This is a genomic window from bacterium, assembly GCA_016124905.1.
In the GTDB taxonomy this organism is placed as follows: Bacteria; Pseudomonadota; Alphaproteobacteria; order Rickettsiales; family RI-342; genus RI-342.
Map to the genome: position 1 here is coordinate 1 of WGMV01000038.1, position 23,034 is coordinate 23,034.

General features: G+C 59.5%; 27 protein-coding genes. 12 read left to right on the forward strand and 15 right to left on the reverse strand.

Translation table 11 applies throughout. The features are described from left to right. Positions 1-130: 130 nt before the first annotated feature. From GC177_09535 to mutM, 3 genes are all read right to left on the reverse strand, one after another. A complete protein-coding gene (locus tag GC177_09535) occupies positions 131-595 on the reverse strand; it encodes a rhodanese-like domain-containing protein (protein ID MBI1276196.1) in 465 nt (154 codons plus the stop codon). Positions 596-745: 150 nt separating this feature from the next. Then, a complete protein-coding gene (locus GC177_09540; GenBank protein MBI1276197.1) occupies positions 746-1,012 on the reverse strand; it encodes a 30S ribosomal protein S20 in 267 nt (88 codons plus the stop codon). Between the two features lie 471 nt (positions 1,013-1,483). Then, complete coding sequence (gene mutM, locus GC177_09545) at positions 1,484-2,413, reverse strand: bifunctional DNA-formamidopyrimidine glycosylase/DNA-(apurinic or apyrimidinic site) lyase (protein MBI1276198.1); 930 nt, start codon at positions 2,411-2,413, stop codon at positions 1,484-1,486. On the opposite strand from mutM, the gene ubiE reads away from it, so the two are divergent. From ubiE to GC177_09600, 11 genes are all read left to right on the forward strand, one after another. Beyond that, positions 2,402-3,181, forward strand: coding sequence for a bifunctional demethylmenaquinone methyltransferase/2-methoxy-6-polyprenyl-1,4-benzoquinol methylase UbiE (gene ubiE, locus GC177_09550; protein MBI1276199.1), 780 nt, complete (start codon positions 2,402-2,404; stop codon positions 3,179-3,181). The two genes, mutM and ubiE, sit on opposite strands and share 12 nt — an antisense overlap. A gap of 1 nt (position 3,182) precedes the next feature. Next, positions 3,183-4,718 carry a 2-polyprenylphenol 6-hydroxylase gene (ubiB, locus tag GC177_09555; GenBank protein ID MBI1276200.1) on the forward strand — a complete coding sequence of 512 codons (1,536 nt, stop codon included), beginning with the start codon at positions 3,183-3,185 and terminating at the stop codon, positions 4,716-4,718. A gap of 173 nt (positions 4,719-4,891) precedes the next feature. Continuing rightward, entirely contained in the window at positions 4,892-6,229 is a 1,338-nt protein-coding gene (gene coaBC / locus GC177_09560) for a bifunctional phosphopantothenoylcysteine decarboxylase/phosphopantothenate--cysteine ligase CoaBC (GenBank protein ID MBI1276201.1), read from the forward strand. A gap of 59 nt (positions 6,230-6,288) precedes the next feature. Next, the gene (locus tag GC177_09565; GenBank protein MBI1276202.1) at positions 6,289-6,768 is read left to right on the forward strand and encodes a dUTP diphosphatase; all 480 of its coding nucleotides are present in this window, start codon (positions 6,289-6,291) and stop codon (positions 6,766-6,768) included. After that, on the forward strand, positions 6,716-7,189 hold the full coding sequence (locus GC177_09570) for an Rrf2 family transcriptional regulator (GenBank protein MBI1276203.1): 474 nt from the start codon (positions 6,716-6,718) through the stop codon (positions 7,187-7,189). The genes GC177_09565 and GC177_09570 overlap by 53 nt, the downstream gene beginning before the upstream one ends. 12 nt (positions 7,190-7,201) lie before the next feature. Next, complete coding sequence (gene cysK, locus GC177_09575; GenBank protein MBI1276204.1) at positions 7,202-8,215, forward strand: cysteine synthase A; 1,014 nt, start codon at positions 7,202-7,204, stop codon at positions 8,213-8,215. Beyond that, on the forward strand, positions 8,202-8,990 hold the full coding sequence (locus tag GC177_09580) for a hypothetical protein (GenBank protein MBI1276205.1): 789 nt from the start codon (positions 8,202-8,204) through the stop codon (positions 8,988-8,990). The genes cysK and GC177_09580 overlap by 14 nt, the downstream gene beginning before the upstream one ends. Positions 8,991-9,038: 48 nt before the next feature. Beyond that, entirely contained in the window at positions 9,039-9,494 is a 456-nt protein-coding gene (locus tag GC177_09585; GenBank protein MBI1276206.1) for an SH3 domain-containing protein, read from the forward strand. A 44-nt stretch (positions 9,495-9,538) separates the two neighbouring features. Next, positions 9,539-9,970: a hypothetical protein gene (locus GC177_09590; protein ID MBI1276207.1), complete on the forward strand. Its 432-nt coding sequence runs from the start codon at positions 9,539-9,541 to the stop codon at positions 9,968-9,970. Positions 9,971-10,120: 150 nt separating this feature from the next. After that, the gene (locus GC177_09595) at positions 10,121-10,330 is read left to right on the forward strand and encodes a cold-shock protein (protein ID MBI1276208.1); all 210 of its coding nucleotides are present in this window, start codon (positions 10,121-10,123) and stop codon (positions 10,328-10,330) included. Between the two features lie 131 nt (positions 10,331-10,461). Beyond that, positions 10,462-10,863, forward strand: a complete 402-nt coding sequence (locus tag GC177_09600) for a hypothetical protein (GenBank protein ID MBI1276209.1) — start codon at positions 10,462-10,464, stop codon at positions 10,861-10,863. Here GC177_09600 and GC177_09605 read toward each other — a convergent pair whose 3' ends face one another. The 12 genes from GC177_09605 to GC177_09660 all read right to left on the reverse strand — a co-directional run bounded on the left by GC177_09605 (position 10,864) and on the right by GC177_09660 (position 22,318). After that, a complete protein-coding gene (locus GC177_09605) occupies positions 10,864-11,520 on the reverse strand; it encodes a hypothetical protein (GenBank protein MBI1276210.1) in 657 nt (218 codons plus the stop codon). It lies immediately after the preceding gene. 68 nt (positions 11,521-11,588) lie between these two features. Next, entirely contained in the window at positions 11,589-13,016 is a 1,428-nt protein-coding gene (locus GC177_09610; protein ID MBI1276211.1) for an aldehyde dehydrogenase family protein, read from the reverse strand. Positions 13,017-13,093: 77 nt separating this feature from the next. Continuing rightward, complete coding sequence (locus GC177_09615; protein MBI1276212.1) at positions 13,094-14,293, reverse strand: hypothetical protein; 1,200 nt, start codon at positions 14,291-14,293, stop codon at positions 13,094-13,096. An 84-nt stretch (positions 14,294-14,377) separates the two neighbouring features. Further along, on the reverse strand, positions 14,378-14,809 hold the full coding sequence (locus tag GC177_09620; GenBank protein ID MBI1276213.1) for a hypothetical protein: 432 nt from the start codon (positions 14,807-14,809) through the stop codon (positions 14,378-14,380). 97 nt (positions 14,810-14,906) lie between these two features. Further along, the gene (locus GC177_09625; protein ID MBI1276214.1) at positions 14,907-15,443 is read right to left on the reverse strand and encodes a hypothetical protein; all 537 of its coding nucleotides are present in this window, start codon (positions 15,441-15,443) and stop codon (positions 14,907-14,909) included. Continuing rightward, positions 15,440-15,856: a hypothetical protein gene (locus GC177_09630; protein MBI1276215.1), complete on the reverse strand. Its 417-nt coding sequence runs from the start codon at positions 15,854-15,856 to the stop codon at positions 15,440-15,442. The genes GC177_09625 and GC177_09630 overlap by 4 nt, the downstream gene beginning before the upstream one ends. A gap of 68 nt (positions 15,857-15,924) precedes the next feature. Beyond that, the gene (gene glmS / locus GC177_09635) at positions 15,925-17,763 is read right to left on the reverse strand and encodes a glutamine--fructose-6-phosphate transaminase (isomerizing) (protein ID MBI1276216.1); all 1,839 of its coding nucleotides are present in this window, start codon (positions 17,761-17,763) and stop codon (positions 15,925-15,927) included. Between the two features lie 231 nt (positions 17,764-17,994). Then, the gene (gene ribA, locus GC177_09640) at positions 17,995-19,290 is read right to left on the reverse strand and encodes a GTP cyclohydrolase II RibA (GenBank protein MBI1276217.1); all 1,296 of its coding nucleotides are present in this window, start codon (positions 19,288-19,290) and stop codon (positions 17,995-17,997) included. Next, on the reverse strand, positions 19,077-20,648 hold the full coding sequence (locus GC177_09645; protein ID MBI1276218.1) for a hypothetical protein: 1,572 nt from the start codon (positions 20,646-20,648) through the stop codon (positions 19,077-19,079). Before GC177_09645 ends, ribA begins: the two co-directional genes overlap by 214 nt. Positions 20,649-20,657: 9 nt before the next feature. Beyond that, entirely contained in the window at positions 20,658-20,951 is a 294-nt protein-coding gene (locus GC177_09650) for a hypothetical protein (protein ID MBI1276219.1), read from the reverse strand. A 65-nt stretch (positions 20,952-21,016) separates the two neighbouring features. After that, positions 21,017-21,451 carry a DUF3592 domain-containing protein gene (locus GC177_09655; protein MBI1276220.1) on the reverse strand — a complete coding sequence of 145 codons (435 nt, stop codon included), beginning with the start codon at positions 21,449-21,451 and terminating at the stop codon, positions 21,017-21,019. Between the two features lie 9 nt (positions 21,452-21,460). After that, complete coding sequence (locus GC177_09660) at positions 21,461-22,318, reverse strand: SPFH domain-containing protein (protein ID MBI1276221.1); 858 nt, start codon at positions 22,316-22,318, stop codon at positions 21,461-21,463. 110 nt (positions 22,319-22,428) lie between these two features. Between GC177_09660 and umuD the strand changes: the two genes are divergently transcribed. Then, positions 22,429-22,944: a translesion error-prone DNA polymerase V autoproteolytic subunit gene (gene umuD / locus GC177_09665; protein ID MBI1276222.1), complete on the forward strand. Its 516-nt coding sequence runs from the start codon at positions 22,429-22,431 to the stop codon at positions 22,942-22,944. Positions 22,945-23,034: the final 90 nt, after the last annotated feature.

The window sequence follows — 23,034 nt, forward strand, 5'->3', positions numbered from 1 at the left end:
TGCCTCCTGCGTCTTGCGACGCAATGAGGCAGCGGCGTACGCGCCGCGCTCACGGCTGCCACCATGTTCTTGCCTCCTGCGTCTTGCGACGCAATGAGGCAGCGGCGTACGCGCCGCGCTCACGGCTGCCCTATTGCTGACGCCAGGGCAGGTTTGCCGCACGCCAGCCGGATGTGGTGCCGCGCCGCCCCTCGGGGTTCAGCGGGCCGTCGAAGCCATCCTGCAGGTTGAAGCAATGTGCATAGCCCTGCGACGCCATGGCAATGGCCGCTTCACGAGAGCGGCCGCCGGTGCGGCACAGGAATAAAAGCGGGGTCTGACGGTCGGCTACCAAGGAGGTGAGCTCCGTCACGAAATCGGCATTCTGCTGCATGGCGGGAAACATGCGCCAGGGCAGCATGGCCACGTCTTTGCTGAGAGAGGCGAGATCCGGAAAACCGGCGAAGATCCATTCCGGCTGGGTACGCACATCCACCAGCATGGCGGCTGGGTGCTTTTCCAGCAACTCCCAGGCTTCCTGAACGGTGAGATCACCGGCATAACCGGCGTTGGGTTCGATGCGGGAGAAAGCCTTGGCGCTTAGTTCATCCAGCATGGCCTGGCCGTTGCCAGCCTGGCTGTTTTTTTGGGCGGGAGCAAATGACGGCGATGCTTTGACGGCATGAATCGACACAAAAACTCCATCTCCACCCAGCTACGTACGGGGCGAACCGGTTAAAAAACAGTCGGGGTAGTCGCCTGAGAGCTAGGCGGCCAGTTTGCGCGCGCGGGCCGTGAGACGGCTCAGCTTGCGGGCGGCGGTGTTGGCATGGATCACGCCTTTGGTCACGCCACGATCAATCTCCGGCTGGAGCGTTTTCAGCGCATCCTTGGCTGCATTGGCATTGCCGCTGGCAATGGCCTCTTCCACCGCGCGCATGAAGCTGCGAATGCGGCTGCGGCGGGCGATGTTAACCTCAGTACGGGTTTCCGTCTGACGGATGCGTTTTTTGGCCGAACGATGATGAGCCATGAATACCAGTCCTTAAAAACAATGTTTAGTCCGTTGCTGTTACCCAGCTTTCGGCATGGCGGCCACCAGGAGGCCATGCTGAAAACCGGGTATTTAGAAAACCCTTTTTAGAAAAGGGCCTTTTTAGAAAAGGGCCCCTCGGAAAAGGGGAAGCCTTTATAGGCGAGATGTCTCAAAAGTCAAGACCTGAAGCATCACGTTTTCGGCAACCCCCTGTCCGCAGAGACAAATCTAGCGCGACATGCTGGAAACCCAGCATTTCTGCGCGTTTGCCGTGCGGGAATAATGTGATGGTAGCAAAAAATTTGCTGAGGTCCAGAGGGGAAATCCGATTCCGATGAAAAAAAATTTATGGCTATTTTTCATGGCGTTATACGAGTATCCACAAAGGCTTGATTGACACAATCCATTGTGGTTTTAGAAGTCAGAGCTACCACCGCTTGTGGCTACTAAGGCTAAACAACTGTTTCATTATGATATTTTTGGCTGGCAGGAGGGGCAGTAAAAGCTGCTGCGGCCGGCCTGGGTAAGCTTGGCAATGGGGGTGGAACATTGGCCGCAGGCCTTGGAATCCCTGCCGTAGACGCGGAAGCGGTGCTGGAAATAACCGACATCGCCACTGGAACGGACATAGTCGCGAAGCGTGGAGCCGCCTGAGATAATGGCCTCTTTCAGCACATCCTGAATGGCGGAAAAAAGGATGGACCATTGTTTTTCCGTCAGGGATGAGGATGGGCTAAGCGGATGAATGCCCGCGCGAAAAAGGGCCTCGGAGGCGTAGATATTGCCGACGCCAACTACCACTTCGGCATCCATGATGCGCTGCTTGATGGGGGTGGAACTGGCGGAAATGCCAGGCCAGACGGCATCAGCACCTACCTCCAGCGGTTCAGGGCCGAGGCGGGATAACCAGCGGTGAGCCTGAAGATCCGCCGTGTTGGCGAGGTCCATGGCGCCGAAGCGGCGGGGGTCGATATAGGCCAGTATGGCGCCGTTATCGAGCGTGAGGCGCACATGCTCATGCTTATCCACAGATTCAATTTTACCCTGATAGTAAAGGAGCTTGCCACTCATCCCTAAATGGGTGATCCAGGTTTTTTCGCCTTCCAGCGCCACTAAAATATATTTGGCACGGCGGGTGATGCGCTTCACTTCACGGCTGACGAGCCCTTCGGCAAAGCCTGTGGGGAACGGATAGCGAAGGCCGTCGCGGCGCAGGAGAGCCGATTGGATGCGACGGCCGACCAATTGGGTGGCAAGGCCGCGGGCGACGGTTTCGACTTCGGGCAATTCAGGCAAGGGGGCGCTCCGGGAAAGAATGGTATAGGATATATAGCTTGGCAATCGCATAATTGCGAGGTAGCGAGTAGCAGGAAGATGGAGACGGCCATGGCCAAGCATGCATCGCAGGAAGAAGTGGCTTACGGGGCCGAGCGGGTGGCGCCGGAGGAAAAAACGCGCCGCGTGACGGACCTGTTCGCCCGCGTGGCCAGCCGTTATGACATCATGAATGATGTGATGAGCGTGGGCACGCACCGGCTGTGGAAGAACACGATGGTGGCCTCTATGCGGCCGCGGGCGGGGCAGTCCTTCCTGGATCTGGCCTGCGGGACGGGGGATATCGCCAAGCGGATCGCGCAGAAGGTGAGCAGTTCCTCGGTGGATTCCTTTATTAACTTATCTGACATCAACCCGGCCATGCTGGCGGAAGGCGAGCAGCGGTGGATGGATGACGGAATGCTGGGATTGCCTGGAGTGAGCGCGGATTTTGTGTGCGCCAGTGCGGAAGAACTGCCGTTTGAAGATTATTGCTATGACCATGTGACGATTGCGTTTGGCATTCGCAACGTGGCGCGCATCCAGCAGGCGCTGGGCGAAATGCACCGCGTGCTGAAGCCGGGCGGGCGGGTGACGATCATGGAATTCGCCCCCGACGTGGATGCGGCGATCGACGGCATTTACAAGATCTATGGCGACCATATCATCCCGAATATGGGCAGGATTATTGCCAAGGATGAACCGGCCTATCGCTATCTGGTGGAGAGCATCCGCAGTTTTCCGCCCAATGCGGCATTTGCGGCGATGCTGGAGAAGGCCGGGTTTGCGCAGGTTGGTGTGCGGCGGTTGAGTTTTGGCGTGGTGGCCATCCATAGCGGGTACAGGCTGTGATATGAGTGTTGGTCTGCGCCCCTCACCCTTTCGTCATGCTCTGAAGCTGATGCGCATTGGGCGGGTGATGGCGCGTTACGGCGTGCTGGACGATGCGCGGGCGGCGGGGATTACGGGTGTGTGGTATTGGCCGTCGCTGCTGATTGCACGGCGGGAGCGGCATCTGCCGCCGGGGCAGCGGCTGGCGCTGGCCTTGCAGAAACTCGGGCCGGCCTTCATCAAGCTGGGGCAGACACTGGCCACACGCTACGACCTGGTGGGGGAGACCTACGCGCGGGACCTGGCCACGTTGCAGGATAAGCTGCCGCCCTTCCCTTTTACGCAGGTGAAGGGGATTATGGAGCAGGAATTCGGGCAATCCATCGAGCAGTTGTTTCGGGAATTCGACCCTATGCCGGTGGCGGCGGCTTCCATTGCGCAGGTGCATAAGGCGACGGTAGAGAACGGGCGCAAGGTGGCGGTGAAGGTGGCGCGGCCGGGAATTGCGCAGCGGTTTGCGGATGATATCGCCTTTTTCCGCTGGCTGGCGGCATTGCTGAGCTTGAAGTTTCCAGCGGTGCGGCGTTTGCGGCTGCCGCGCGTGGTTGACACGCTGGAGCAGAGCGTGAAGCTGGAGCTGGATTTGCGCATGGAGGCCGCCGCCGCCAGCGAGGTGGCGGAGAATATGCGGCAGGATGAGGGCATTCGCGTGCCGGGCATCGACTGGGGGCGAACGGGTGCCACGGTGCTGACGATGGAGTGGATGGAAGGGACGCCGCTTTCGGCTATCACGGCGGCAGATGTGCCGCCGCAGCAGGCGCCGGTGATTGTGCGGAACCTGATGAACGGGTTTTTCCACATGGTGTTTCGGGATGGGTTTTTCCATGCGGATTTGCACCCGGGGAATGTGTTCCTTCAAAAAGACGGCACATTAGTGCTGGTGGATTTCGGCATCATGGGCAGGCTGGATATGCAGAGCCGGATGTACCTGGCGGAGCTGATTGCCGGGTTTTTGCAGCGGGATTACATGGCGGTGGCGGAGATGCACCGGGCAGCAGGGTATATTCCGCGGGACGCGGATGTGGGGGCGTTTGCGCAGGCCTGCCGGTCGATCGCGGAGCCGATCATGGATTTGCCGCTGGCGGAGATTTCCATCGGCAAATTGCTGACACAGCTGTTTGCGATTACCGATACGTTCCAGATGGAGACGCAGCCGCAATTGCTGTTTCTGCAAAAGTCGATGATGCTGATTGAAGGCATGGCGCGGCGGATTTACCCGGAGACGAACATGTGGCACCTTTCCGAGCCACCCATCCGCGAATGGATGGAGAAGAACCTGAGCCTGCGCGGGCGGGCGCGGCAGCAATGGCATGAGCTGCGCCAGCGGCTTGAGCGGCTGCCCATGTGGCTGGACCAGATGGAGGTGATCCTGGCGCGGGAGGCGAACAAGCCCGACGTGCCGCTGCCGACGCTGGCGGTGATGCCGGCGCTGCATGGGCCTTCGCTGGTGATTGGGGCGCTAGCGGTGCTTTGTATGGTGTTGTTTGTTCTTCATTGATGCATGGGGCGGCGGTTGTGCGACCATGGATCCCCGGTTGCCGCTGCGTGGCCCCGGGGATGACGTGACAAGGTTGGAGAAGGGTTCTATTAAGCCTTGCGGATTGGCGTTAAGAAGTTAATATACATAACGCTTTGTGAATCTGTGTTTTTCACATAACCAGCCGGTTTCTTATGCCTTATTCCCTTCTCCTGATCGTTACGGGCAGCATTGCCGCCTATAAAAGCCTGGAACTGGTGCGGCTGCTGCGCGAGCGCGGCATTGCGGTGACGCCGGTGATGACCGAAGGGGCGAAGCAGTTTGTGACGCCGCTTTCGCTGGCGGCCTTGTGCGAGAAGCCGGTGTATGAAGAGCTGTTCTCGCTGAAGGATGAGACGGAGATGGGACATATTCGCCTGGCCCGGGAGCATGATGCGATTGCGGTGGTGCCAGCGAGTGCGGATTTCATCGCCAAGATGGCGGGTGGACGCGCGGATGATCTGGCGAGCGCGGTGATTCTGGCCAGCACGCGGCCGGTGCTGGTGGCGCCCGCGATGAACCCGGCCATGTGGGGGCATGCGGCCACGCAGCGCAATGTGGCGCAGCTGAAGGAAGACGGCGTGGTGTTCCTCGGCCCGGCGGATGGCGAGATGGCCTGCGGCGAAACGGGCACCGGGCGTTTGCTGGAAGCAGCCGCGCTGGCGGATGCGATTGCCACCCATCTGGCGGGGCATCTGGCGGGGCATAAGGAAGGCAAGCCTGCGCAACCGCTGGCGGGCGTGCATGCGCTGGTGACGGCGGGCGCGACGGCGGAGCCGATTGACCCGGTGCGATTTATTTCCAACCGGTCATCCGGCAAGCAGGGGCATGCGATTGCGGCGGCGCTGGCGCAGCGCGGGGCGAAGGTGACGCTGGTGACCTCCAGCCGCGAGGCGCCGGTGCCGCCGGGCGTGCATGCAATGGTGGTTTCCACCGCGCGGGAGATGCTGATTACCTGCCAGCAGGTACTGGAGCGGGATGCGCCGGTGAGCCTGTTTGTGGCCACCGCAGCGGTGGCGGATTGGTATGTGGAGGGTTCCGCGACCAAGTTGAAAAAGCAGAGCGGCAAGCCGCCTGCATTGGTGCTGAAAGAGAACCCGGATATTCTGGCGACCATCAGCAAGGCGGGAAAACTGCGCCCGGTCTTGTGCGTCGGCTTTGCGGCGGAGACGGAAGCCAATGCCGCCAAGCTGTTGCAGGAAGCGAAAGCGAAACGCGCGCGCAAGGGCTGCGACTGGATGGTGGCAAATGACGTGACCAACGGCGCATTGTTTGGCGCGGAAGATACGCAGCTGCACCTGCTGCGCGGGGATGATGTGGAGAGCTTTGCTTCCATGAGCAAGATTGCTGCGGCGGGGATGCTGGCCGAGCGGATTGCTGAGTTTTTCATTGCACGACGTGACAACCATAGTGGCTCGCTCCGCTCGCTTCACGCGCCAATAAGGCGCGGAGCGCGGTCGCGCTCAGTCGCTACGCTTCACTCTCAATCCTAACCCACCAAAAAGAAAGCCGCATGATGAGCCAGAACCAGACCGTGCAGAATGTTTCCAATATGCAGTACGAAGCCGAGCATATCGGCGTGCCGGTGATGAAGCTGCCGCATGCGCATGATTTGCCCCTGCCCGGCTATGCCACGGCACAAAGCGCGGGCGCGGACCTGCTGGCGGCGGTGCAATCTCCTGTCGTGATAGAGCCGGGCACATTTGCGATGATTGAGACGGGGCTTTGCTTTGCCTTGCCGGAAGGGTTTGAGGCGCAGGTGCGGCCGCGCAGCGGGCTGGCGGCGAAGAACGGCGTGACGGTGCTGAACAGCCCGGGCACGGTGGATGCGGATTATCGCGGCGAGGTAAAGGTGATTCTCATCAATCACGGCAAGGAAGCCTTTACGGTGACGCGCGGCATGCGCATTGCGCAGATGGTGATTGCGCCGGTGTCCCATGTGCGCTGGCAGCTGACGAGCTTCCTCTCTTCCACGGAGCGTGGCGAGGGTGGGTTCGGCTCGACTGGAACCGCGGTCAAAGAAGGAAAATAACGTGCTTCAACTGACGGGAAAAACCGCGCGCGCGGTGGAAGCGGTGGTGGTGGTGGCGGACCATCTGGGCTCGCCGCTCAACAGCCGTGAATTGAGCAGTTTGCTCGATTGCCCGGAGCGGTTCCTGGAACCGATGATGCAGAAGCTGGTGCGCGCCAACATCCTCGTGAGCCAGCGCGGGCCGGGCGGCGGCTATGTGCTGGCGCGGGAGCGGCGGCGGGTGTCGCTGTATGATATCCTTGCCGCGCTGGAGGCGGACCAGGAGCAGCCGTCTTTTATTTCCGATACGGGCAAGGCGACGCTGGCGCCGATTTTCGCGCAGGTGCATGAAAGCCGCCGCAAGCAGCTGCAGGAGGTGAACCTGGACATGCTGACGCGCCGCAAGGCCGCCAAACCGGCCACGCAGGATTTCACGATTTAAAGGATTGTTTCCATGCCACAGAATGCCACGAAGAAACAGGGTGAGCACCATATCCGCCTGCCGGCGCCGGAAGGCGGATGGGGACGCGGGCGCGTGTATGGCTCGGTGCTGGAAACCATCGGCAACACGCCGCTGGTGGAGGTGAAACGGCTGGCGAAAAAAGAAGGTGCGCAGGCACGGGTGCTGGCGAAGCTGGAATTTTTCAACCCGCTTTCCTCGGTGAAGGACCGTATCGCCTATTCGATGATCGAGATGGCGGAGCAGGATGGGCGCATCACGCCGGGCAAGACGGTGCTGGTGGAGCCGACATCCGGCAATACGGGCATTGCGCTGGCGTTTGTGGCGGCGAGCAAGGGGTACCGGTTGATTCTGGCGATGCCCGAAAGCATGTCGATTGAGCGGCGCAAGATGCTGAAACTGCTGGGCGCGGAACTGGAATTAACGCCTGCTGCTAAGGGCATGAAAGGCGCGATTGCGCGGGCGGAGGAACTACTGGCCAGCACACCGAACGCGGTGATGCTGCAGCAATTCCAGAACCTGGATAACCCACTGGTGCACCGGGAGACGACGGCAGAGGAAATCTGGCGAGATACGGACGGTAAGGTGGATGTGTTCATCACCGGCGTGGGCACCGGTGGCACGCTGACGGGCGTGGCGGAAGTGCTGAAGCCGCGGAAGCCGGGGTTGAAAATCATCGCGGTGGAGCCGGAGGATAGCCCCGTGCTTTCCGGCGGGGCGCCGGGGCCGCATAAGATCCAAGGGATCGGCGCAGGGTTTGTGCCGGAGATTTTAAAGACCGGGCTGATCGACGAGATCATCACCATCGGCAACCAGACGGCGCTACAGATGGCGCGGGACGCAGCGAAGCTGGAAGGGCTGCCGGTCGGCATCTCCAGCGGGGCGACGCTGGCGGCGGCGTTTGAGGTGGCCGCGCGGCCGGAGATGAAGGGCAAGACCATTGTGGTGATTTGTGCGTCGTTTGCGGAGCGGTATCTTTCCACCGATTTGTTCAATGACCTTGGATAAGCATGAACGTGAGCGCTATGTGCGCCAGACTATCCTGCCCGAGGTGGGCGAGGATGGGCAGGCGAAGCTGAAGCAATCGCATGTGGCCATCATCGGCATGGGCGGGCTGGGCGCGCCGGTGGCGATGTATCTGGCAGCAGCCGGAGTGGGCAGATTGACGCTGATGGATGATGACCGGGTGTCGCTCCATAATCTGCAGCGGCAGGTGATTTACGAAGAGGCGGATGTCGGGCGGCTGAAGGTGGAAGCGGCGCGGGACCGATTGCTGGAGATGAACCGCCATGTGGCCATTGATGCGCAGGCGGTGGCGCTGGATGCGGGCAATGCATCGGCATTGCTGAAGGATGCGCAGCTGGCGGTGGATGCCACGGACTGCATGGCGACGCGGGCCGTGCTTGGGCGGGTGTGCGTGGAGACGGGTATTCCCATGCTGTTTGGCGCAGTGGGGGGATATGAGGCGCAGATGGCGCTGTTTTCAGGCGGAGATGGCCCCTGTTTTGCCTGTTATTGCCCCTCCCCTGATTCTGCACAGGTTATGCGCTGCGCGGATACCGGTGTGCTGGGGCCGTTGACAGGGGTGCTTGGGACCATGCAAAGCATGGAAGCGCTGAAATACCTGCTGGGCATCGGGCAAAGCATGCAGGGAAGGTTGTGGCGGTACGATGCCTTGAGCGGGGAAAGCCGCATCAGTCGGATCGCCAAGGATCCGTATTGCACCCAATGCAATCGCCAGAAAGCCATGCAAGGGGTTGCCAAGCGCGCCGCATCGGTTTAGCATAGGCATACACTAGATGTTGTGGTTATGCGCCTTACAGTTGCATTGATGTTGGTGGTTTTAGGAAGCGGCGCGGCGATGGCGCAAAGCGGGCTGCCGATACCGCGTTTCGTTTCCTTCAAATCCGAGGAAGTGAACGTGCGCACGGGCCCGGGCACGCGCTACCCGGTGCAGTGGGTGTATAAATCCGGTGGGTTGCCGATGGAAGTGGTGGAAGAATTCGAGCAATGGCGCAAGGTGAAGGATGTGGACGGCGAAACGGGCTGGGTGCATCAGTCCATGCTTTCCGGCAAGAGGCGCGTGATGGTGAAGGCCGAGCAGGCCGTGCTGCTGCGCCAGCCGCGCGACGGCGCAGCCCCCCTGGTGCGGGCTGAGCGCGGGGTGATCGGCGATGTGATTGAGTGCCAGCTGCAATGGTGCAGCGTCCAGATCAGCAACATCAAGGGATGGGCGCGCAAGGATGTGCTGTGGGGGATTTACCCCGAGGAACTGATTGAGGATTAGCTTTCTGTCATTGGCATGTCATGGAAGCCTGTCATCCTTCCCTCATGTTAGTGATTCAATCCGCCGAAGCTGAACAAGCACCTCGCGACCAAATCCGAGGGCAGATAAGCCTGGCTCCCTTTTACGATGGGGCTATCGCCCAACTCACCGCGCATGAGCTGAAACATGAAGCCGACGCGCTGTTGATCGGCATAAAAAAACGCTGCCCATGGCTCCTTCAGGATCATACGGAGTTCAGGCTTTCCGTTGACCCGGAGCATCATGAAATTGTGATGCAGGTAGGCAAACCTTTTCCGCCAGAGATTATTTCGCTTATCCAGATGGGCTCCCAGAGCCTGGCACGACAGCACGAGATGGGCGGCCATGACAACTACCTTCTCAAGAACGCCGGGCAGCAACTTTGCACGCATGCCGTGAATATGATGGAAGCCGTAACAGCCGAGCTAAAGGCTTGTAATCTCGTGATCGATTATTAGACCCCATTGATTTTGCTTGCTTTAATAGCGGCCTTTTATTAATCCTGCTCTACGTTGCAGTAAGCGCCTGTGTGATATGTGAATATCGGCATAGCGCAGCGTAGCCCTGGCCAAAGGCGTTAACTTTATTACGTACGAGGAGACCAAACCATGTCCACGGGTATCGTGAAATGGTTCAATTTTACCAAAGGCTATGGTTTCATTCAGCCGGAAGACGGCGGGAATGACGTGTTTGTGCATGTTTCGGCTTTGGAAAAGGCCGGCATCAACGGGCTGCGCGAAGGCCAGAAGGTCGGCTATGAATTGACCACGCACAAAGGCAAGACCTCCGCCGCCAACCTGAAGGTGCTGGAAGGCTAAATCTTTGCTTCTGCAAAAGATGGGGCCGCACCCGGAAGGGGCGGCCTTTTTCTTTGCCTATACGTTAACCGGAAAGGCTGCGTTAACCATTTCAGGGTAAATTAAACCCATATTATTTAGATGGACGCAGCATGGCCACCCTCATTCATACCGAAAGCAAAACCCCCCTCGACGGCACCATCGGCGGTGAGCTGATTTTGAGCTGCAAGGCCACCGACATCGCCGTGACGCTGGAGCAATTGCGTGATTCGCTTTCGGCGCTTCGCGATGCCTACGGGCTGCTGCATGCGGATGCCATCACGCGCGGGAACGATATTGTAGTGCATATCGACCAGCTTTACGACCGTGACATTCGCGGGCTGTTGAATGCCGGAACGCGGCTGATCGAAGGTGCGAGCGGCGTGGGCAAAGGGTTTGACCCGGCCTCTTTCGAGGCTGCCAAGAACATGATGGCCTCCAAGGCCGCCAATTTGCTGCATCAGGTGGAAGATGCGCTGCGTGCGCAGGGTGTGATTGACACGAGAGCGGCCTGATTAAAGATTACCGCCAGGCGTGCCCGTTTCGCAAGGGCGCACCGAAGGGGGCGTATTATCCGGCAGGATGACATTTTCCTCTTTGCGGTAAAAAGGGATACCTTCCTTACTCACCGCGCCGACAAGGCCGTATTCCTGAAGCAGTCTCATCTGCTCAATCACCTCAGCCTGGGCATCGGCATCGGGCAAGGTCTGACCGAGACGGCCATAGGTATCCTCTGGTGTTGGAAATGAATCTTCATCAATGATGTAAATGGAATCATCGAGTTCCGCATCGCCCATTCCCACACTGCATACGCCTGCATTGTCCCGATCGAGTGTGGTGAGATTCAGGTTTTGATCCGCCAGACGTCTGGCCTGGGTCTGAGTCAGGGCAATGATAGGCATGTCCTCATGCGCAATGCCTTGCCTATCCTCCAGAAAACCAAGCTCTTGGCCCAGTTGGGCTTCAGGCACCAATTGGTAAAGCTTACCGTTCACATCGGTAAAAAAGATATTCTGGAACTGAACGCCCGATTCTTTACCGCCAATGGTGCTGGTAAGCGGCTTTCTTGCAACCAGCCGCTCTTCCATCACGAGTTGCTGGAGCACTGCCACTTGTTCCGGGTCATTAATATCAAAGGGTATTATGGCATCAGGAATGGTGTTGCTCGGCATGCTTGGCTCCATGGATTTATCCGTAAGATAAAGTGCCATTATTACAGCAGCATGTCTTGCGAGCTTCCTTAGACACCCCAGGCGAGGTACTGGGTTTCCATGAACTCATCCAGCCCCTCGTGGCTGCCTTCGCGGCCGAGGCCGGAGCATTTGACGCCGCCGAAGGGGGCGCAGGCCTGGGAGATGAGGGAGGCGTTGATGCCGAGCATGCCGGTTTCCAGATGTTCGGCGAATTTCCAGGCGCGGGGGATGGAGGGGGTGTAGAGGTAGGCTGCCAGGCCCGCCTCCGTGGCGTTGGCCAGATCGATGGCCTGCTCGTCCGTGGCGAAGGGGACGAGGCCGAGAATGGGAGCGAAAATCTCCTCCTTCCACACGCGCATTTCGGTGCTGACATGGCTGAGCAGTACGGCGGGGGCGAAATGGCCGGTGCCTTCCGGAGAGCCGCCGCTGGCGACGATGCTGGCGCCCTTGGCTTTGGCGTCGTCCAGCATGGCGAGGTATTTGTCCCTGGCCGGTTTGTTGATGAGCGGGCCGATGTTGCTGGCGGCATCCATGCCGTTGCCCGCTCTCACGCCCGGCACTTTCTCCTTCAGGATCTCCATGGCGCGCTTGATATGTTTCTCATGCACCAGGATACGATTGGGGGCGTTGCAGGCCTGCCCGGCATTGCGGAAGCGGGCGGCCAAAAGGCCTGAGACGGCCTTGTCGATGTCGGCATCCTCGCAGATGATGAAGGGGGCGTTGCCGCCCAGTTCCATGCCGCATTTCTTGACGGTGGCGGCGCATTCCACCAGCAGGCGCTTGCCGGTTGGGGTGGAGCCGGTGAAGCTCAAGCCACGGATGTGCGGATGGCCGGTGAGGACGGGGCCAATCTCTTTGGCATCGCCGGTGAGGATGTGCAGAGCATCAGCAGGGATGCCCGCTTCCTTGGCCAGATGGACGAGGGCGAGGGCGGTAAGGGGGGTGTCCTCCGCCGGTTTGGCCACCACGGTGCAGCCCGCGGCCAGGGCGGGGGCCATTTTGCGGGTGATCATGGCGGCGGGGAAATTCCAGGGCGTGATGACGGCCACGACGCCGAGCGGCATTTTGCGGGTCATCAGGCGGAGTTCTGGCTTGGGTGACGGGATCACCCTGCCCTCGGCACGCACGCCTTCGGCGGCGAACCAGCGGATGAAGGAGAGGGAATAATCGACCTCCGCCCTGGCCTCGGCCAGCGGTTTGCCTTGCTCCAGCACCATGATTTCGGCGAGTTTTTCCTTATGCTCCACCAGTTTGTCGCCCCATTTGTTGAGCAACTCGGCGCGTTGCTGGGCCGTGGTTTCCGACCAGGTGTGGAAGCAGCGCTCGGCAGCCACCACGGCGGCCTCGGCATCCTTGGCGGTGTGTTTGGGGAGGGTGGCGATCACCTCGAGCGTGGCGGGATTGACGTCGTCAAAGGTCGCGCGGTTGCCGACAGGGGGAATGATCTGCTTCAGCCAGTCTTTCATCGTCATCACTCATTTCGCATCATGTTACATGCCCATGATGGCAGAAATGGCTGAAAACTTCTTAAAAGCCGATGCGGATTTGCGGATCAGCGGCTGGTGGCGATGGCGGCTTCCAATTCACCCTGCTGCACCCAGTCGATCAGCAATTGCTGCACGGCATGATCAACCGCCGCGCTGTTAGACTCGTTCATCGGCAAGAGGCCCATGCCAACCGCTTGATCCTTATGGTGATAGATCATATCGATGTAATCGCCCAGCCGGTTCGGATCCAGGTTCAAGGCCGCGGGCAGCGGGATGTCGGCCGCCAATGTACCATCCTGCGCGAGGGTGGCATTGTGCGCGTTCATTACCGGGATGACGGGAGCAATGTCTATGTTCACGTCCGGCGCCTGGTTCTCCTCCAGGTAATGGGCTTCCAATAAATAATTATAAAAGACATAGACCGCATAGGCCGCAAAGGCTTCTTCCACCGCCATCTGGTCCAGCAGCAGATCGGGCTTGGATTTGATGTGCCACGTCCTCACCCGTTCATGATGCGCCACATGCTGCACGAATGCACGGCAGGCATCCACCAATGGCCAGTCTTCTGGCAGATCGAAAGGGCTGACCTGCGGGCGGTCGTCGTCGCCGAATTCCTGTTCCGGCGCGGCGAGTTCCGGCATCTGGAAGAACAGTTCATAGCCTTTCGACGGGGCCCAGTCATTCCATATGGCGCGCACCATGTTGCCCAGCCTGTCCCATTCATCCTGGGCCACTTGCAGATCAAGGTATCCCAGCGCGGTCGGCGTGACGGGGGGCGGAGGCAGGTTCGGGTCACCATCCACCACGCGGCCACCACGTGTATGGATCATGCCCACCACGGGGTCGCCCATGGCGATATGACCGGAGGCTTCCGGCGGCAATTGCTCCGCGGCGATGGATTGCTGAAGGGCCAGCAGGTCCTGCGGGGTGTATTGGGTATCCCTGCCGTCGCGCCGGGAAGCAGGCGCCATTTCCTCGCGCTCCGCCGGTATGGCAAAGCCCATGATGTGCGCGAAACGGGCGATGTTGAAACTGATCTGCGGCCGGTAATCCGACGGCAGCAGACCCATGCTGTCGATCGCCAGGTAGAATACCTGCATGGCCGTCATCTCAACGGCATTGCCGAGGCCGATCTCGTCCCGGGCGATGCCCTGGTTGTAGAAGGAATCGAAATGTCGCCGGTATAACGGGTGCTGGCGAATACATGCCAGAAACTCCTGATATTGGTCGTAATAGGGCGCGGTGCTCTCTATGGTAACGGTCATGGCCTGCCTGTCTGTTTTTGTATTCAGAATGTTTCTGGCGTGACCATACACAATATCCGTCTCGATTCCAAGACCGCAATTGCTCTATATGACTTCCTGCAACCTGGTGTTGCGTGCCCATTCATCAAATATACCGGAGAGCATGTCCATCACATCCGGCAGGTGGTCGTCATTCATGTCGTGAAGGTCCAGGTCCGTCGGCGCATCGGGGGCGTGTTTCAGGAACTGGTGAATGGCCACCGGCCCATATTGAAGCAGGAACAGATCCTGCCAGGCGATGCTTCTGTCTACCCCGCCATCGCGCACCGGGATGTTCAGCACGGAATCATCAAAATAGCGAATGGGCACGGCGGACTCGGCAACCAGATCGTCCTCATCCTGCATGTCATCGGGGGTTTCGTCAGTGATGTATTCCACCTCGGGCAACGGCGCGTCCGTGTATTCGCCAATGCGTTCGTAATATTCCATGACCGCAAGCTGGGCGCACAGGTCGCGCATCCCGATTTCATCGATCACCGCGCCATCGTGCTGCTAGAAAGAAACGCAATATTCCGCAATGGCCTGGTGGTGGCGGACATAGTCCTGAAACTGACCGCAAAGCTCGTGGATGTTTTTATCGGACAAGCTGTTCTCCCTCGGTGATCCACCATTCCTGCGCGACCGTTTCCATGATGCCATCGAGTTGCTGCATGATAGGAAGGCTCGGATGCATGAAAATCGCGCCGAAGGCGCCGTCATCCTTACCCCTTATCAGGGCTTCCGTCTTCTCGTCATCCGTGCCCGCGGCGATCATGGCTTCCCATAGCGGCACGTCGTGATCCCGGTAAGCGCCTTCCTTTGGGGCAGACGATCGCGAACGGTCATCTCCATCGAACACGCGCATCAACCAGACATCGCTCACGCTGACATTGAAGTTCGGCAAGGAGTCCATATCCACCCGGCCCTTATCGGCAAGCAGGGCGTAAAAATGATTCAGCGCAAACACCTGCCAATATTGCTCGAACAGCACTTCATCCATGCTCAGGCCCACGGACTGGTCGTTGATCAACGGCCGGGGGCCTTCATGTCTACGTGCGTAGCGCCAGAAGGATTCCAACTGCTCCCGGTAGGGCAAGCCGTCGCAACTATCCCAGATATGCCGATCGCTCATACGGGTTGATAGGGCACGATGGCGGTGGTAGCGCCTTCGGTTTTGCTGCGCGCAGAAATCATGATGTCGAAGATCTCCACGAAGGCGGCTTCCTGCTGGGGATTGTAGGTGGCGTATGCCTGCTGGCCGCTGGCATTCATGATCAGGAAATCAGGCTGGGTGGGCGGCGTGGGATACGCATCGCAGGTGGGGACCCAGCCTTCGAGCGCGTCTCCATAATGCTGTTGATAGGCCTTGGATATGGCATAGGCATACCATTCGCGCACGCCCGGTTCATGGGTCATGAACGGCTCTTCGCCGTGCCATACCGCGCTTTTCATGGCTAATACGGCAAAATGGGCGACCAGGTCGCCTTCCATCCATTTCGCCACCAGATCGGCATAATCGGCCTTGTATTCGTCCAATGTCTGCATATTGTCCGCCTTTGATCGTATTGAGGCCGAAATAACCTAGTCATGTAATGGATTTATGACAAGGGTGGCTATTCCACCGTCACCGATTTGGCCAGGTTGCGGGGCTGGTCGACATCCGTGCCTTTTAGCACCGCCACGTGGTAGGCCAGGAGCTGCACCGGCAGGGCGTAGAGGATGGGGGCGATCAGGGGGTCCGTTTCGGGGATGGTGATGCCGTGGGTGATGTAGTCCTTCAGGTGGTGGATGCCTTTTTGAGCGGCAATCAGGATGACCTTGCCGCCGCGTGCGACGACTTCCTGCAGGTTGGAGGCGGTTTTCTCGAAGAGTTCATCCGGCGGGGCGATGACGATGACGGGCATGTGCTCGTCGATGAGGGCGATGGGGCCGTGTTTGAGCTCGCCTGCGGCATAGGCCTCGGCATGGATATAGGAGATCTCTTTCAGTTTCAATGCGCCTTCCAGCGCAATGGGAAAGGCGGTGCCGCGGCCGATATAGAGCGCATCTCTTGCTTCGGCGAAATGGTGGGCGATGGACTCGATACTGCCATTGGTTTCCAGCACTTCGGACACGCGGGCGGGGAGCTCGGACAGCACATGCGTGAGGCGGGCGAGCTCGTCCGTTTTCAGGCCACCATGCTGGCGTGAGAGGGCAAGCACGGCGCAGGCGAGCGTCATCAATTGCGCGGTGAAGGCCTTGGTGGAGGCCACGCCGATTTCCGGCCCGGCATAGGTGCGCAGCACGCCGTCGGCCTCACGCGCCATGGAGCTTTCCGGCACGTTAACGATGGCCAGCGTATGCTGACCGGCGGATTTGGCGTGGCGCAGGGCGGCCAGTGTGTCCGCCGTTTCGCCGGATTGGGAGATGCAGACGAAGACCCCGCCCGGCGGCAGCACCGGGTTGCGGTAGCGGAACTCGGAGGCGATATCGACTTCCACGGGGATTTTGCAGTAGCGCTCCAGCCAGTATTTGCCAACCATGGCGGCGTAGTAGGAGGTGCCGCAGGCGACCAGGGTGATCTTGCTGATCTTCTCGGTGCCAAAGGGAAGGATGGGCAGGCTGAGCTTCTGGTGGATGGGGTCGTAATAGGCGCTCAGCGTCTCGCCGATCACCTGGGGCTGCTCGTAGATTTCCTTCAGCATGTAATGGCGGAAATTACCTTTGCCAATGGAGGCGCCGGAAGCCTGGGAGAGGACCATGGGGCGTTCCACGGAGGTGCCGTGTAGATCGAACAGCTTTACGCCGCCGCGCTGAAGCATGCCCCAGTCGCCTTCCTGAAGGTAGGTGATGCGGCTGGTGAGCGGGGCGAGCGCGATGGCATCGGATGCCATGTACATGGGGCCGTTTTTCTCGCCTTCCGGGCCGTGGCCGACGGCGAGTGGGGAGCCGCGGCGGGCGAAATAAATCGTATCCGGATCACGCGTGAAGAGCACGCCGATGGCGAAGGCGCCTTCCAGGCGTTTGAGGGACTCGAAAAAGGCCTCTTTCGGGGAAAGTCCCTGCAGCACGTAATCGGTCATCAGGATGGGGATGACTTCGGTATCGGTCTCTGACGTGAAGCTGTGGCCCTTGGTTTTCAACTCCTCACGCAGGGCGAGGAAATTCTCGATGATGCCGTTATGCACCACGCAGACTTCCGCCGTCATGTGCGGGTGGGCGTTCAGCGTGTTGGGCACGCCATGCGTGGCCCAGCGGGTGTGGCCGATACCGATGCTGCCGTCGGCGGGGGTAGTTTTCAGCGCGGCTTCCAGCTGGGAGAGTTTGCCCTCGGCACGCACGCGGTGGAACTCGCCCTTGTCCAGCACGGCGATGCCAGCGGAATCATACCCGCGATATTCCAGCCTGCGCAGGCCTTCCACCAAACCCTGCGCCACGGATGGCAAACCGATGATTCCGACGATTCCGCACATGGTATTCCCCTCATTGTTGACGCGGGACGCTGTCCCGCACCCAGCCAAGGGCCTAGGCCCCTGTACCCTTTTTCTTTAAGGATACCCCCTTAGCGGGGTATCCTTAAAGAAATACCGGATCCAAGGGTCTAGACCCTTGGTGGAGGTTTGGGGGCAACGCCCCCCATCACCAGCGAGCGGCATGATGGGGCAGCATCGCAGGGAAAGCAAGATGCTGATTGTTTCGGTTTATTACAGCAGATGCCCGGCCTTGGTTTTTTTGGCCTTGAGGTAGCCCTTGTTTACCTCGTTGGCGGCCACTGCGTGGGCCTGGCGGGCTTCCACATGGATGCCCAGGGTTTTCATGGCACCCAGCTTGGTGGGGTTGTTGGTCATGAGCAGGATGTTTTGGATGCCCAGCGTCTTCAGTAATTGTGCGGCGACGCGGTAGCTGCGTTCGTCGTCGCCATAACCGAGGCGCAGGTTGGCCTCGTAGGTATCGCATCCTTCATCCTGAAGGCGGTAGGCGGTGAGCTTGTTGGCAATGCCGATGCCCCGGCCCTCCTGATTGAGGTAGAGCACCACGCCGCCGCCCTGCTGGGTGGAATCGGCCAGTGCCTTGCGAAGCTGCTCGCCACAGTCGCAACGCATGCTGCCGAGGATGTCGCCCGTGAGGCAGGAGGAATGAAGGCGCACCGGGATGGCGGCGGCGGGAATGTTGAGCGGGCCGTCCACAGCCAGTTTACCGGTGAGGATGGCAAGATGCTCCAGCCCGCCGGCATGGGGGCGGAAGGCGATGACGCGCACAGGGCCGATATCGTGCAGCGGGATGATGGCATCCGACACCTGGGTGAGGCTGTCGGCCAGGCTGGCGTCGTAGGCGTTGATATCGGTGGCGGTGATGGAGAGCCAGCCACCGACGGCATCCGGCTTTATCGCGATCAGCGCAATGGGGATGAGGGCCGCGTGCTTCAGCAGGGACAGGGCGGCGACATCGCGCGCATCGGCGGGATGAAAACCGCCCAGCGGCAGCGCGGCACCGGAAGGCGCGAAGGCATCCGCCGCCATGGCGAGCCAATCCGCATTGCCGTTGGTGCTTACACGGCTGGCAGGCTGGCCTGCGAAACCGAGGGCCTGCAACCGTTCCGCCGTGATAAGGGCATAATCGGCCTTCAGGTCGCCATCATGCGCGGCCACCAGCGCATCATCCAGCCAGACGGGCAGCCCGGCGCGGAGTTCGCGCACGGCACGGTCGACGGCGATGGTGGTGGAATCTGGCATCATAAGGGGGTTTATAGCAGCAGAAATACGCGAGTAACCATGTAATTTATGGGTTAGGCGGCCAGCGCCTGAGACATGGCAGAGAGGGTCTCGCTCACCTGGCTCAGGATGGACCGGTCGGCGGTGGCTTCGCGCTCGACCCCCGCGGCCGCCTGCGCCGCGGCGAACCGCGCGCCGACGATGCGGGGCCAGGAAACGGATACGCCATCCACCCCCAGCTTCTGCGCGACATGGATGGAAGCCGGGTCTCCCCCCTGCTCGCCGCATATCAGGGCTTTCAGGTCGGGGTTAGCGATTTTGCCGATGCGAGTGGACAGGCCGATCATGGCCGCGACCAGCGGGTGAAGGGTCTGGAACGGGTCCTGCTTGAAAATACCGGCGTCGACGTAATGCTCGATCAGTTTGGCCGTGTCATCCCGCGAGAGGCCGAGCATGGTCTGGGTCAAATCGTTGGTGCCGTAGCTGAAATAGGTTGCGCCTTTGGCGAGGCGGCGGGCATCCAGGCAGGCAGAGGGGAGTTCCATCATCACGCTGCTTTTGAGGCCAAGGCTTTGGCAATAGGCCTGCAGGGCGTCGGCCTCTTCCTGCTGCGCCACCAGCGGCAGCATGACGCAGGGCATGGGGTTCAGGCCCGCCAGTTGCAGCGCCTTGGTTGCTTCGGCAATCGCCTGGATCTGCGCCTGATAGACATCCGGCAGCATGTGGCCCAGGCGAATGCCGCGCAGGCCGAGCATGGGGTTGGTCTCGTGCAGCTCTTCCATGCGGGCGCGCCATTCGGCGGAAAGATTCTCCCCTTTCGGCAAAAACTCATGTAAGGGCGGGTCAAGCAGGCGGATTTCCACCGGCAGGCCGTCCATTTCCTTCATGATGCCGAAAAATTCCTGAGCCTGATAGCGCTTGAGCTCCTCTAGCGGGGCTTTTCGTTCCTCGGCAGATTTCGCCAGGATGATGCGGCGCATGAGCGGCAGGGTTTCCTTGCCGTTGAACATATGTTCCGTGCGGTTGACGCCAATGCCTTTCGCACCCAGCTGGCGCGCGATGCGGGCTTCCTCCGGATTGTCGGCATTCACGTAGACATCAAGCGTTTTGTAGGCTTTCTCCGCCGCCTTCAGAATGGCGTGAACGGAAGGGTTCATCATGTCGCCCGGGAGGATGGGCAATTCACCGGCATAGAGCGTGCCATGCGTGCCGTCCAGGGTGGCCAGATCGCCTTCCTTAAGAGTGAAATGCTGGCCGACGCCAATCATGGCGGGCTTGTCGAACTGGCGAGCAAGGATGGCCGCGTGGGAGCTGATGCCGCCACGGCGCGTGATGACCGCCTGCGCCGCCTTGATGCTCGGCACATGTTCCTGGCTGGTTTCATCGACAAAGAGAATGTAGGGGATGTTTCCGGCCTTGCATTTCTCCGCCTCGGCGATGGAGCTTACCAGCCTGCCGGCACCCGCGCCGGGGGTGGTAAGACGATGTGTGAAAAGCGTCGTTGCAGCCTGTTTCGCGTTGGGGTCGATGCTGGTGTAGATAATGCCGTGCAGGGCGCTTTCGGTAAGCTGGCCGAGGACCTCCCGTATGTTTATCCGGCCTGATGCAAGCCCGTCCGCCAGTTGGTCGATAAGGGCCGCGCTCATGCCGGAAACCTAGAAGAAGGTCTGCGTGGTGGAGAAGCTGGAGCGGCAATAGGAGAAGCCCTCGTTCCAGCCTTGTTTGTAGAGGGGGTTGTCGAGCATCACGGGGTCGCGGCGGAAGCCGTACCAGTATTTGTACCAGATGCCGCCTGCGGCGCCGATGCCCGAATCGCAGCCGTCATTGTAGCCGCGCACATATTCGGGCGGGCCGTCGGGGACGGTCCAGTAAAAAGGAATGGGCTTGCAGCCCGCTGCGAGGAGCAGAAGGGTCAGTACCGCCAGCCGTTTGGATGCGCCTGTAACCATAGCGCAATCCTTATAACGCATGGTTGTGAAAGAATCATGACAGGTTTTGTAAGGGATTGAAAAATCTAGAAGGGCCAGGTGGCAATGCCCTGCCAGACCAGAAGCGCCAACACCATGGCCATGGTTACGGAACCGTAAGCCAGGGCAACGGGCAACATCCATAACTGGACGAAATTCTCCAGTTTCACCTGATGAGGTTTGTCAGGATTATAGATGATCTGAATCTGCTGGCCTTCCTGGTATTTGCCGGGGCTGGTGCGCATGGTGCTTGCCGTCTGTATCTCCTTGCCAAGGGAATCCTTAAAGATGAGGTGGTGTTTCATCATCCCTTCCCTGTCCGGCTCCAGCCTGGTGATGGTTGCATTGGTACGTTGTGCTGTTTCCAGAAACTGTTTGGCTTTTCGGTAAAAAAACAGGCTGATTGCCACGTCCCAGAAAATGACGAATACCAGCGACAGGAATATCAATTTGCTGGTGTCGTTGAGGATTTCATCCAGCATGGCAAAAACCTACTTGCCCAGATTGATAACGGGGTGGGATTCCTTGTCGGACGTCATGGTGACAAGGAGGCTGTTGATGAGGTCGGCCTTTTTGTCGTCGGAGATTTTGACGTTGGATTTGGTCTGGAAGTGGTCGATCACCTCATCGATGATGGCGAGGGTGTTTTCCACCATGTATTGCCGGGCCTGGAAGACGGCGACGGCCTGCTGGCGCTTGAGCATGGCGGCGGCGACTTCCGGCGCGTAGGCCAGATGGCTGAGCTTGGTTTCCTCAATGATGATGCCCGCCATGCCGAGCTTGGCCTGAAGGGCCTCTTTCAGCTTGCCTGCAATCTCGTCGATATTGCCACGGAGGGACATTTCCTTATCGGAATCATAAGGATAATGCGCAGCGATGGTGCGGATGGCGATGTCGCTCTGGTTGGTGACAAACGCGCGGTAGTCATCCACGTTGAAGACGGCCTGCGCGGCATCGGCCACGCGCCAGACGACGACCGCGCCGATCTCGATGGGGTTGCCGTTCAGGTCGTTCACCTTCAAACGGTCGGTGATGAAGTTGATGAGCTTGAGCGGCACCTTGCGCTTGTTGCTGAAGGGGATGGTGAAGCGGAAGCCACTATCCTTGAGGGTGCCCTTGTAATCGCCGAAAAAGGTGATGACGGCTGCTGTGTTGGGCTGAATGACCGTAAAACCCGTGAGGATGAAAAAGCCGACGACCATGCCAATGGCAGATAGGATAGGCATGGCCACGCCGGTGAAGAACAACAGAGCGATGCCGATGCCCAGCATCATAAAACCGCTGATGGATGGGGCGGAACGGTCCTGGATCGATTGCATGGTCACTCCCTTTTTTGCATGTCGGGCCATACCATAGCAGCTGAAAACCCTTTGAAAAGCTTGAATTCAGAAGGAATGGACAATGACGCTTGCATGCGGCGGATAATTGTTGTAACAATAATTCACAACAGGAGATTGGCATGACCAACCAAGCAAAACGAGGCCGGGGCAGACCCGTGGGCGAACCCACCACGGTGGTGCGCATTCCCACCCGCCACAAGGCGGAGGTGATGGATATTGTGGCGGGGAGAAAATCTCTCCGTCTGCCGTTTTTTAGCGGCAATGTATCTGCCAGTTTCGGCGCCGCGCCGCTGGACGAATATGTGGAAGAGACGCTGGATTTGAACGACCGGCTGGTGCGCAACCCTTCCTCCACCTTTGTGGTGAAGGCCACGGGCGACAGCATGGTGGATGCGGGCATTCATGACGGCAACCTGCTGCTGGTGGATAGCAGCATCAAGCCAATGAACAATCACATTGTGGTGGCGGCGCTGCATGGCGGCGAGCTGACGGTGAAGCGCATGCGCACCAGCAATGTGGACGAGGTAATATGGCTCTGCCCCGAAAATGAAAAATACAAGCCCCTGAAAGTGACCCAGGATATGCAGATGAAAATCTGGGGCGTGGTGACCAATATTATCCATGAATTGATTTAGGGTCGTCCCGGACTCCCCCTCCCTCCACCCGGACGATCCTCGGGGCGGCTTTTGCCGCCCCATTTTATTTAACAAGCATGTGGTTGACGT

Coding starts and splice junctions, on each gene's coding strand:
- GC177_09535 (MBI1276196.1), bottom strand. CDS start 595: ATGCTGGATGAACTAAGCGCCAAGGCTTTCTCCCGCATCGAACCCAAC.
- GC177_09540 (MBI1276197.1), bottom strand. CDS start 1,012: ATGGCTCATCATCGTTCGGCCAAAAAACGCATCCGTCAGACGGAAACC.
- ubiE (MBI1276199.1), top strand. CDS start 2,402: ATGGCCAAGCATGCATCGCAGGAAGAAGTGGCTTACGGGGCCGAGCGG.
- mutM (MBI1276198.1), bottom strand. CDS start 2,413: ATGCTTGGCCATGGCCGTCTCCATCTTCCTGCTACTCGCTACCTCGCA.
- ubiB (MBI1276200.1), top strand. CDS start 3,183: ATGAGTGTTGGTCTGCGCCCCTCACCCTTTCGTCATGCTCTGAAGCTG.
- coaBC (MBI1276201.1), top strand. CDS start 4,892: ATGCCTTATTCCCTTCTCCTGATCGTTACGGGCAGCATTGCCGCCTAT.
- GC177_09565 (MBI1276202.1), top strand. CDS start 6,289: ATGCAGTACGAAGCCGAGCATATCGGCGTGCCGGTGATGAAGCTGCCG.
- cysK (MBI1276204.1), top strand. CDS start 7,202: ATGCCACAGAATGCCACGAAGAAACAGGGTGAGCACCATATCCGCCTG.
- GC177_09580 (MBI1276205.1), top strand. CDS start 8,202: ATGACCTTGGATAAGCATGAACGTGAGCGCTATGTGCGCCAGACTATC.
- GC177_09585 (MBI1276206.1), top strand. CDS start 9,039: ATGTTGGTGGTTTTAGGAAGCGGCGCGGCGATGGCGCAAAGCGGGCTG.
- GC177_09590 (MBI1276207.1), top strand. CDS start 9,539: ATGTTAGTGATTCAATCCGCCGAAGCTGAACAAGCACCTCGCGACCAA.
- GC177_09595 (MBI1276208.1), top strand. CDS start 10,121: ATGTCCACGGGTATCGTGAAATGGTTCAATTTTACCAAAGGCTATGGT.
- GC177_09600 (MBI1276209.1), top strand. CDS start 10,462: ATGGCCACCCTCATTCATACCGAAAGCAAAACCCCCCTCGACGGCACC.
- GC177_09605 (MBI1276210.1), bottom strand. CDS start 11,520: ATGCCGAGCAACACCATTCCTGATGCCATAATACCCTTTGATATTAAT.
- GC177_09615 (MBI1276212.1), bottom strand. CDS start 14,293: ATGACCGTTACCATAGAGAGCACCGCGCCCTATTACGACCAATATCAG.
- GC177_09625 (MBI1276214.1), bottom strand. CDS start 15,443: ATGAGCGATCGGCATATCTGGGATAGTTGCGACGGCTTGCCCTACCGG.
- GC177_09630 (MBI1276215.1), bottom strand. CDS start 15,856: ATGCAGACATTGGACGAATACAAGGCCGATTATGCCGATCTGGTGGCG.
- glmS (MBI1276216.1), bottom strand. CDS start 17,763: ATGTGCGGAATCGTCGGAATCATCGGTTTGCCATCCGTGGCGCAGGGT.
- ribA (MBI1276217.1), bottom strand. CDS start 19,290: ATGCGGCGAGCAGGGGGGAGACCCGGCTTCCATCCATGTCGCGCAGAA.
- GC177_09645 (MBI1276218.1), bottom strand. CDS start 20,648: ATGAGCGCGGCCCTTATCGACCAACTGGCGGACGGGCTTGCATCAGGC.
- GC177_09650 (MBI1276219.1), bottom strand. CDS start 20,951: ATGGTTACAGGCGCATCCAAACGGCTGGCGGTACTGACCCTTCTGCTC.
- GC177_09655 (MBI1276220.1), bottom strand. CDS start 21,451: ATGCTGGATGAAATCCTCAACGACACCAGCAAATTGATATTCCTGTCG.
- GC177_09660 (MBI1276221.1), bottom strand. CDS start 22,318: ATGGCCCGACATGCAAAAAAGGGAGTGACCATGCAATCGATCCAGGAC.
- umuD (MBI1276222.1), top strand. CDS start 22,429: ATGACCAACCAAGCAAAACGAGGCCGGGGCAGACCCGTGGGCGAACCC.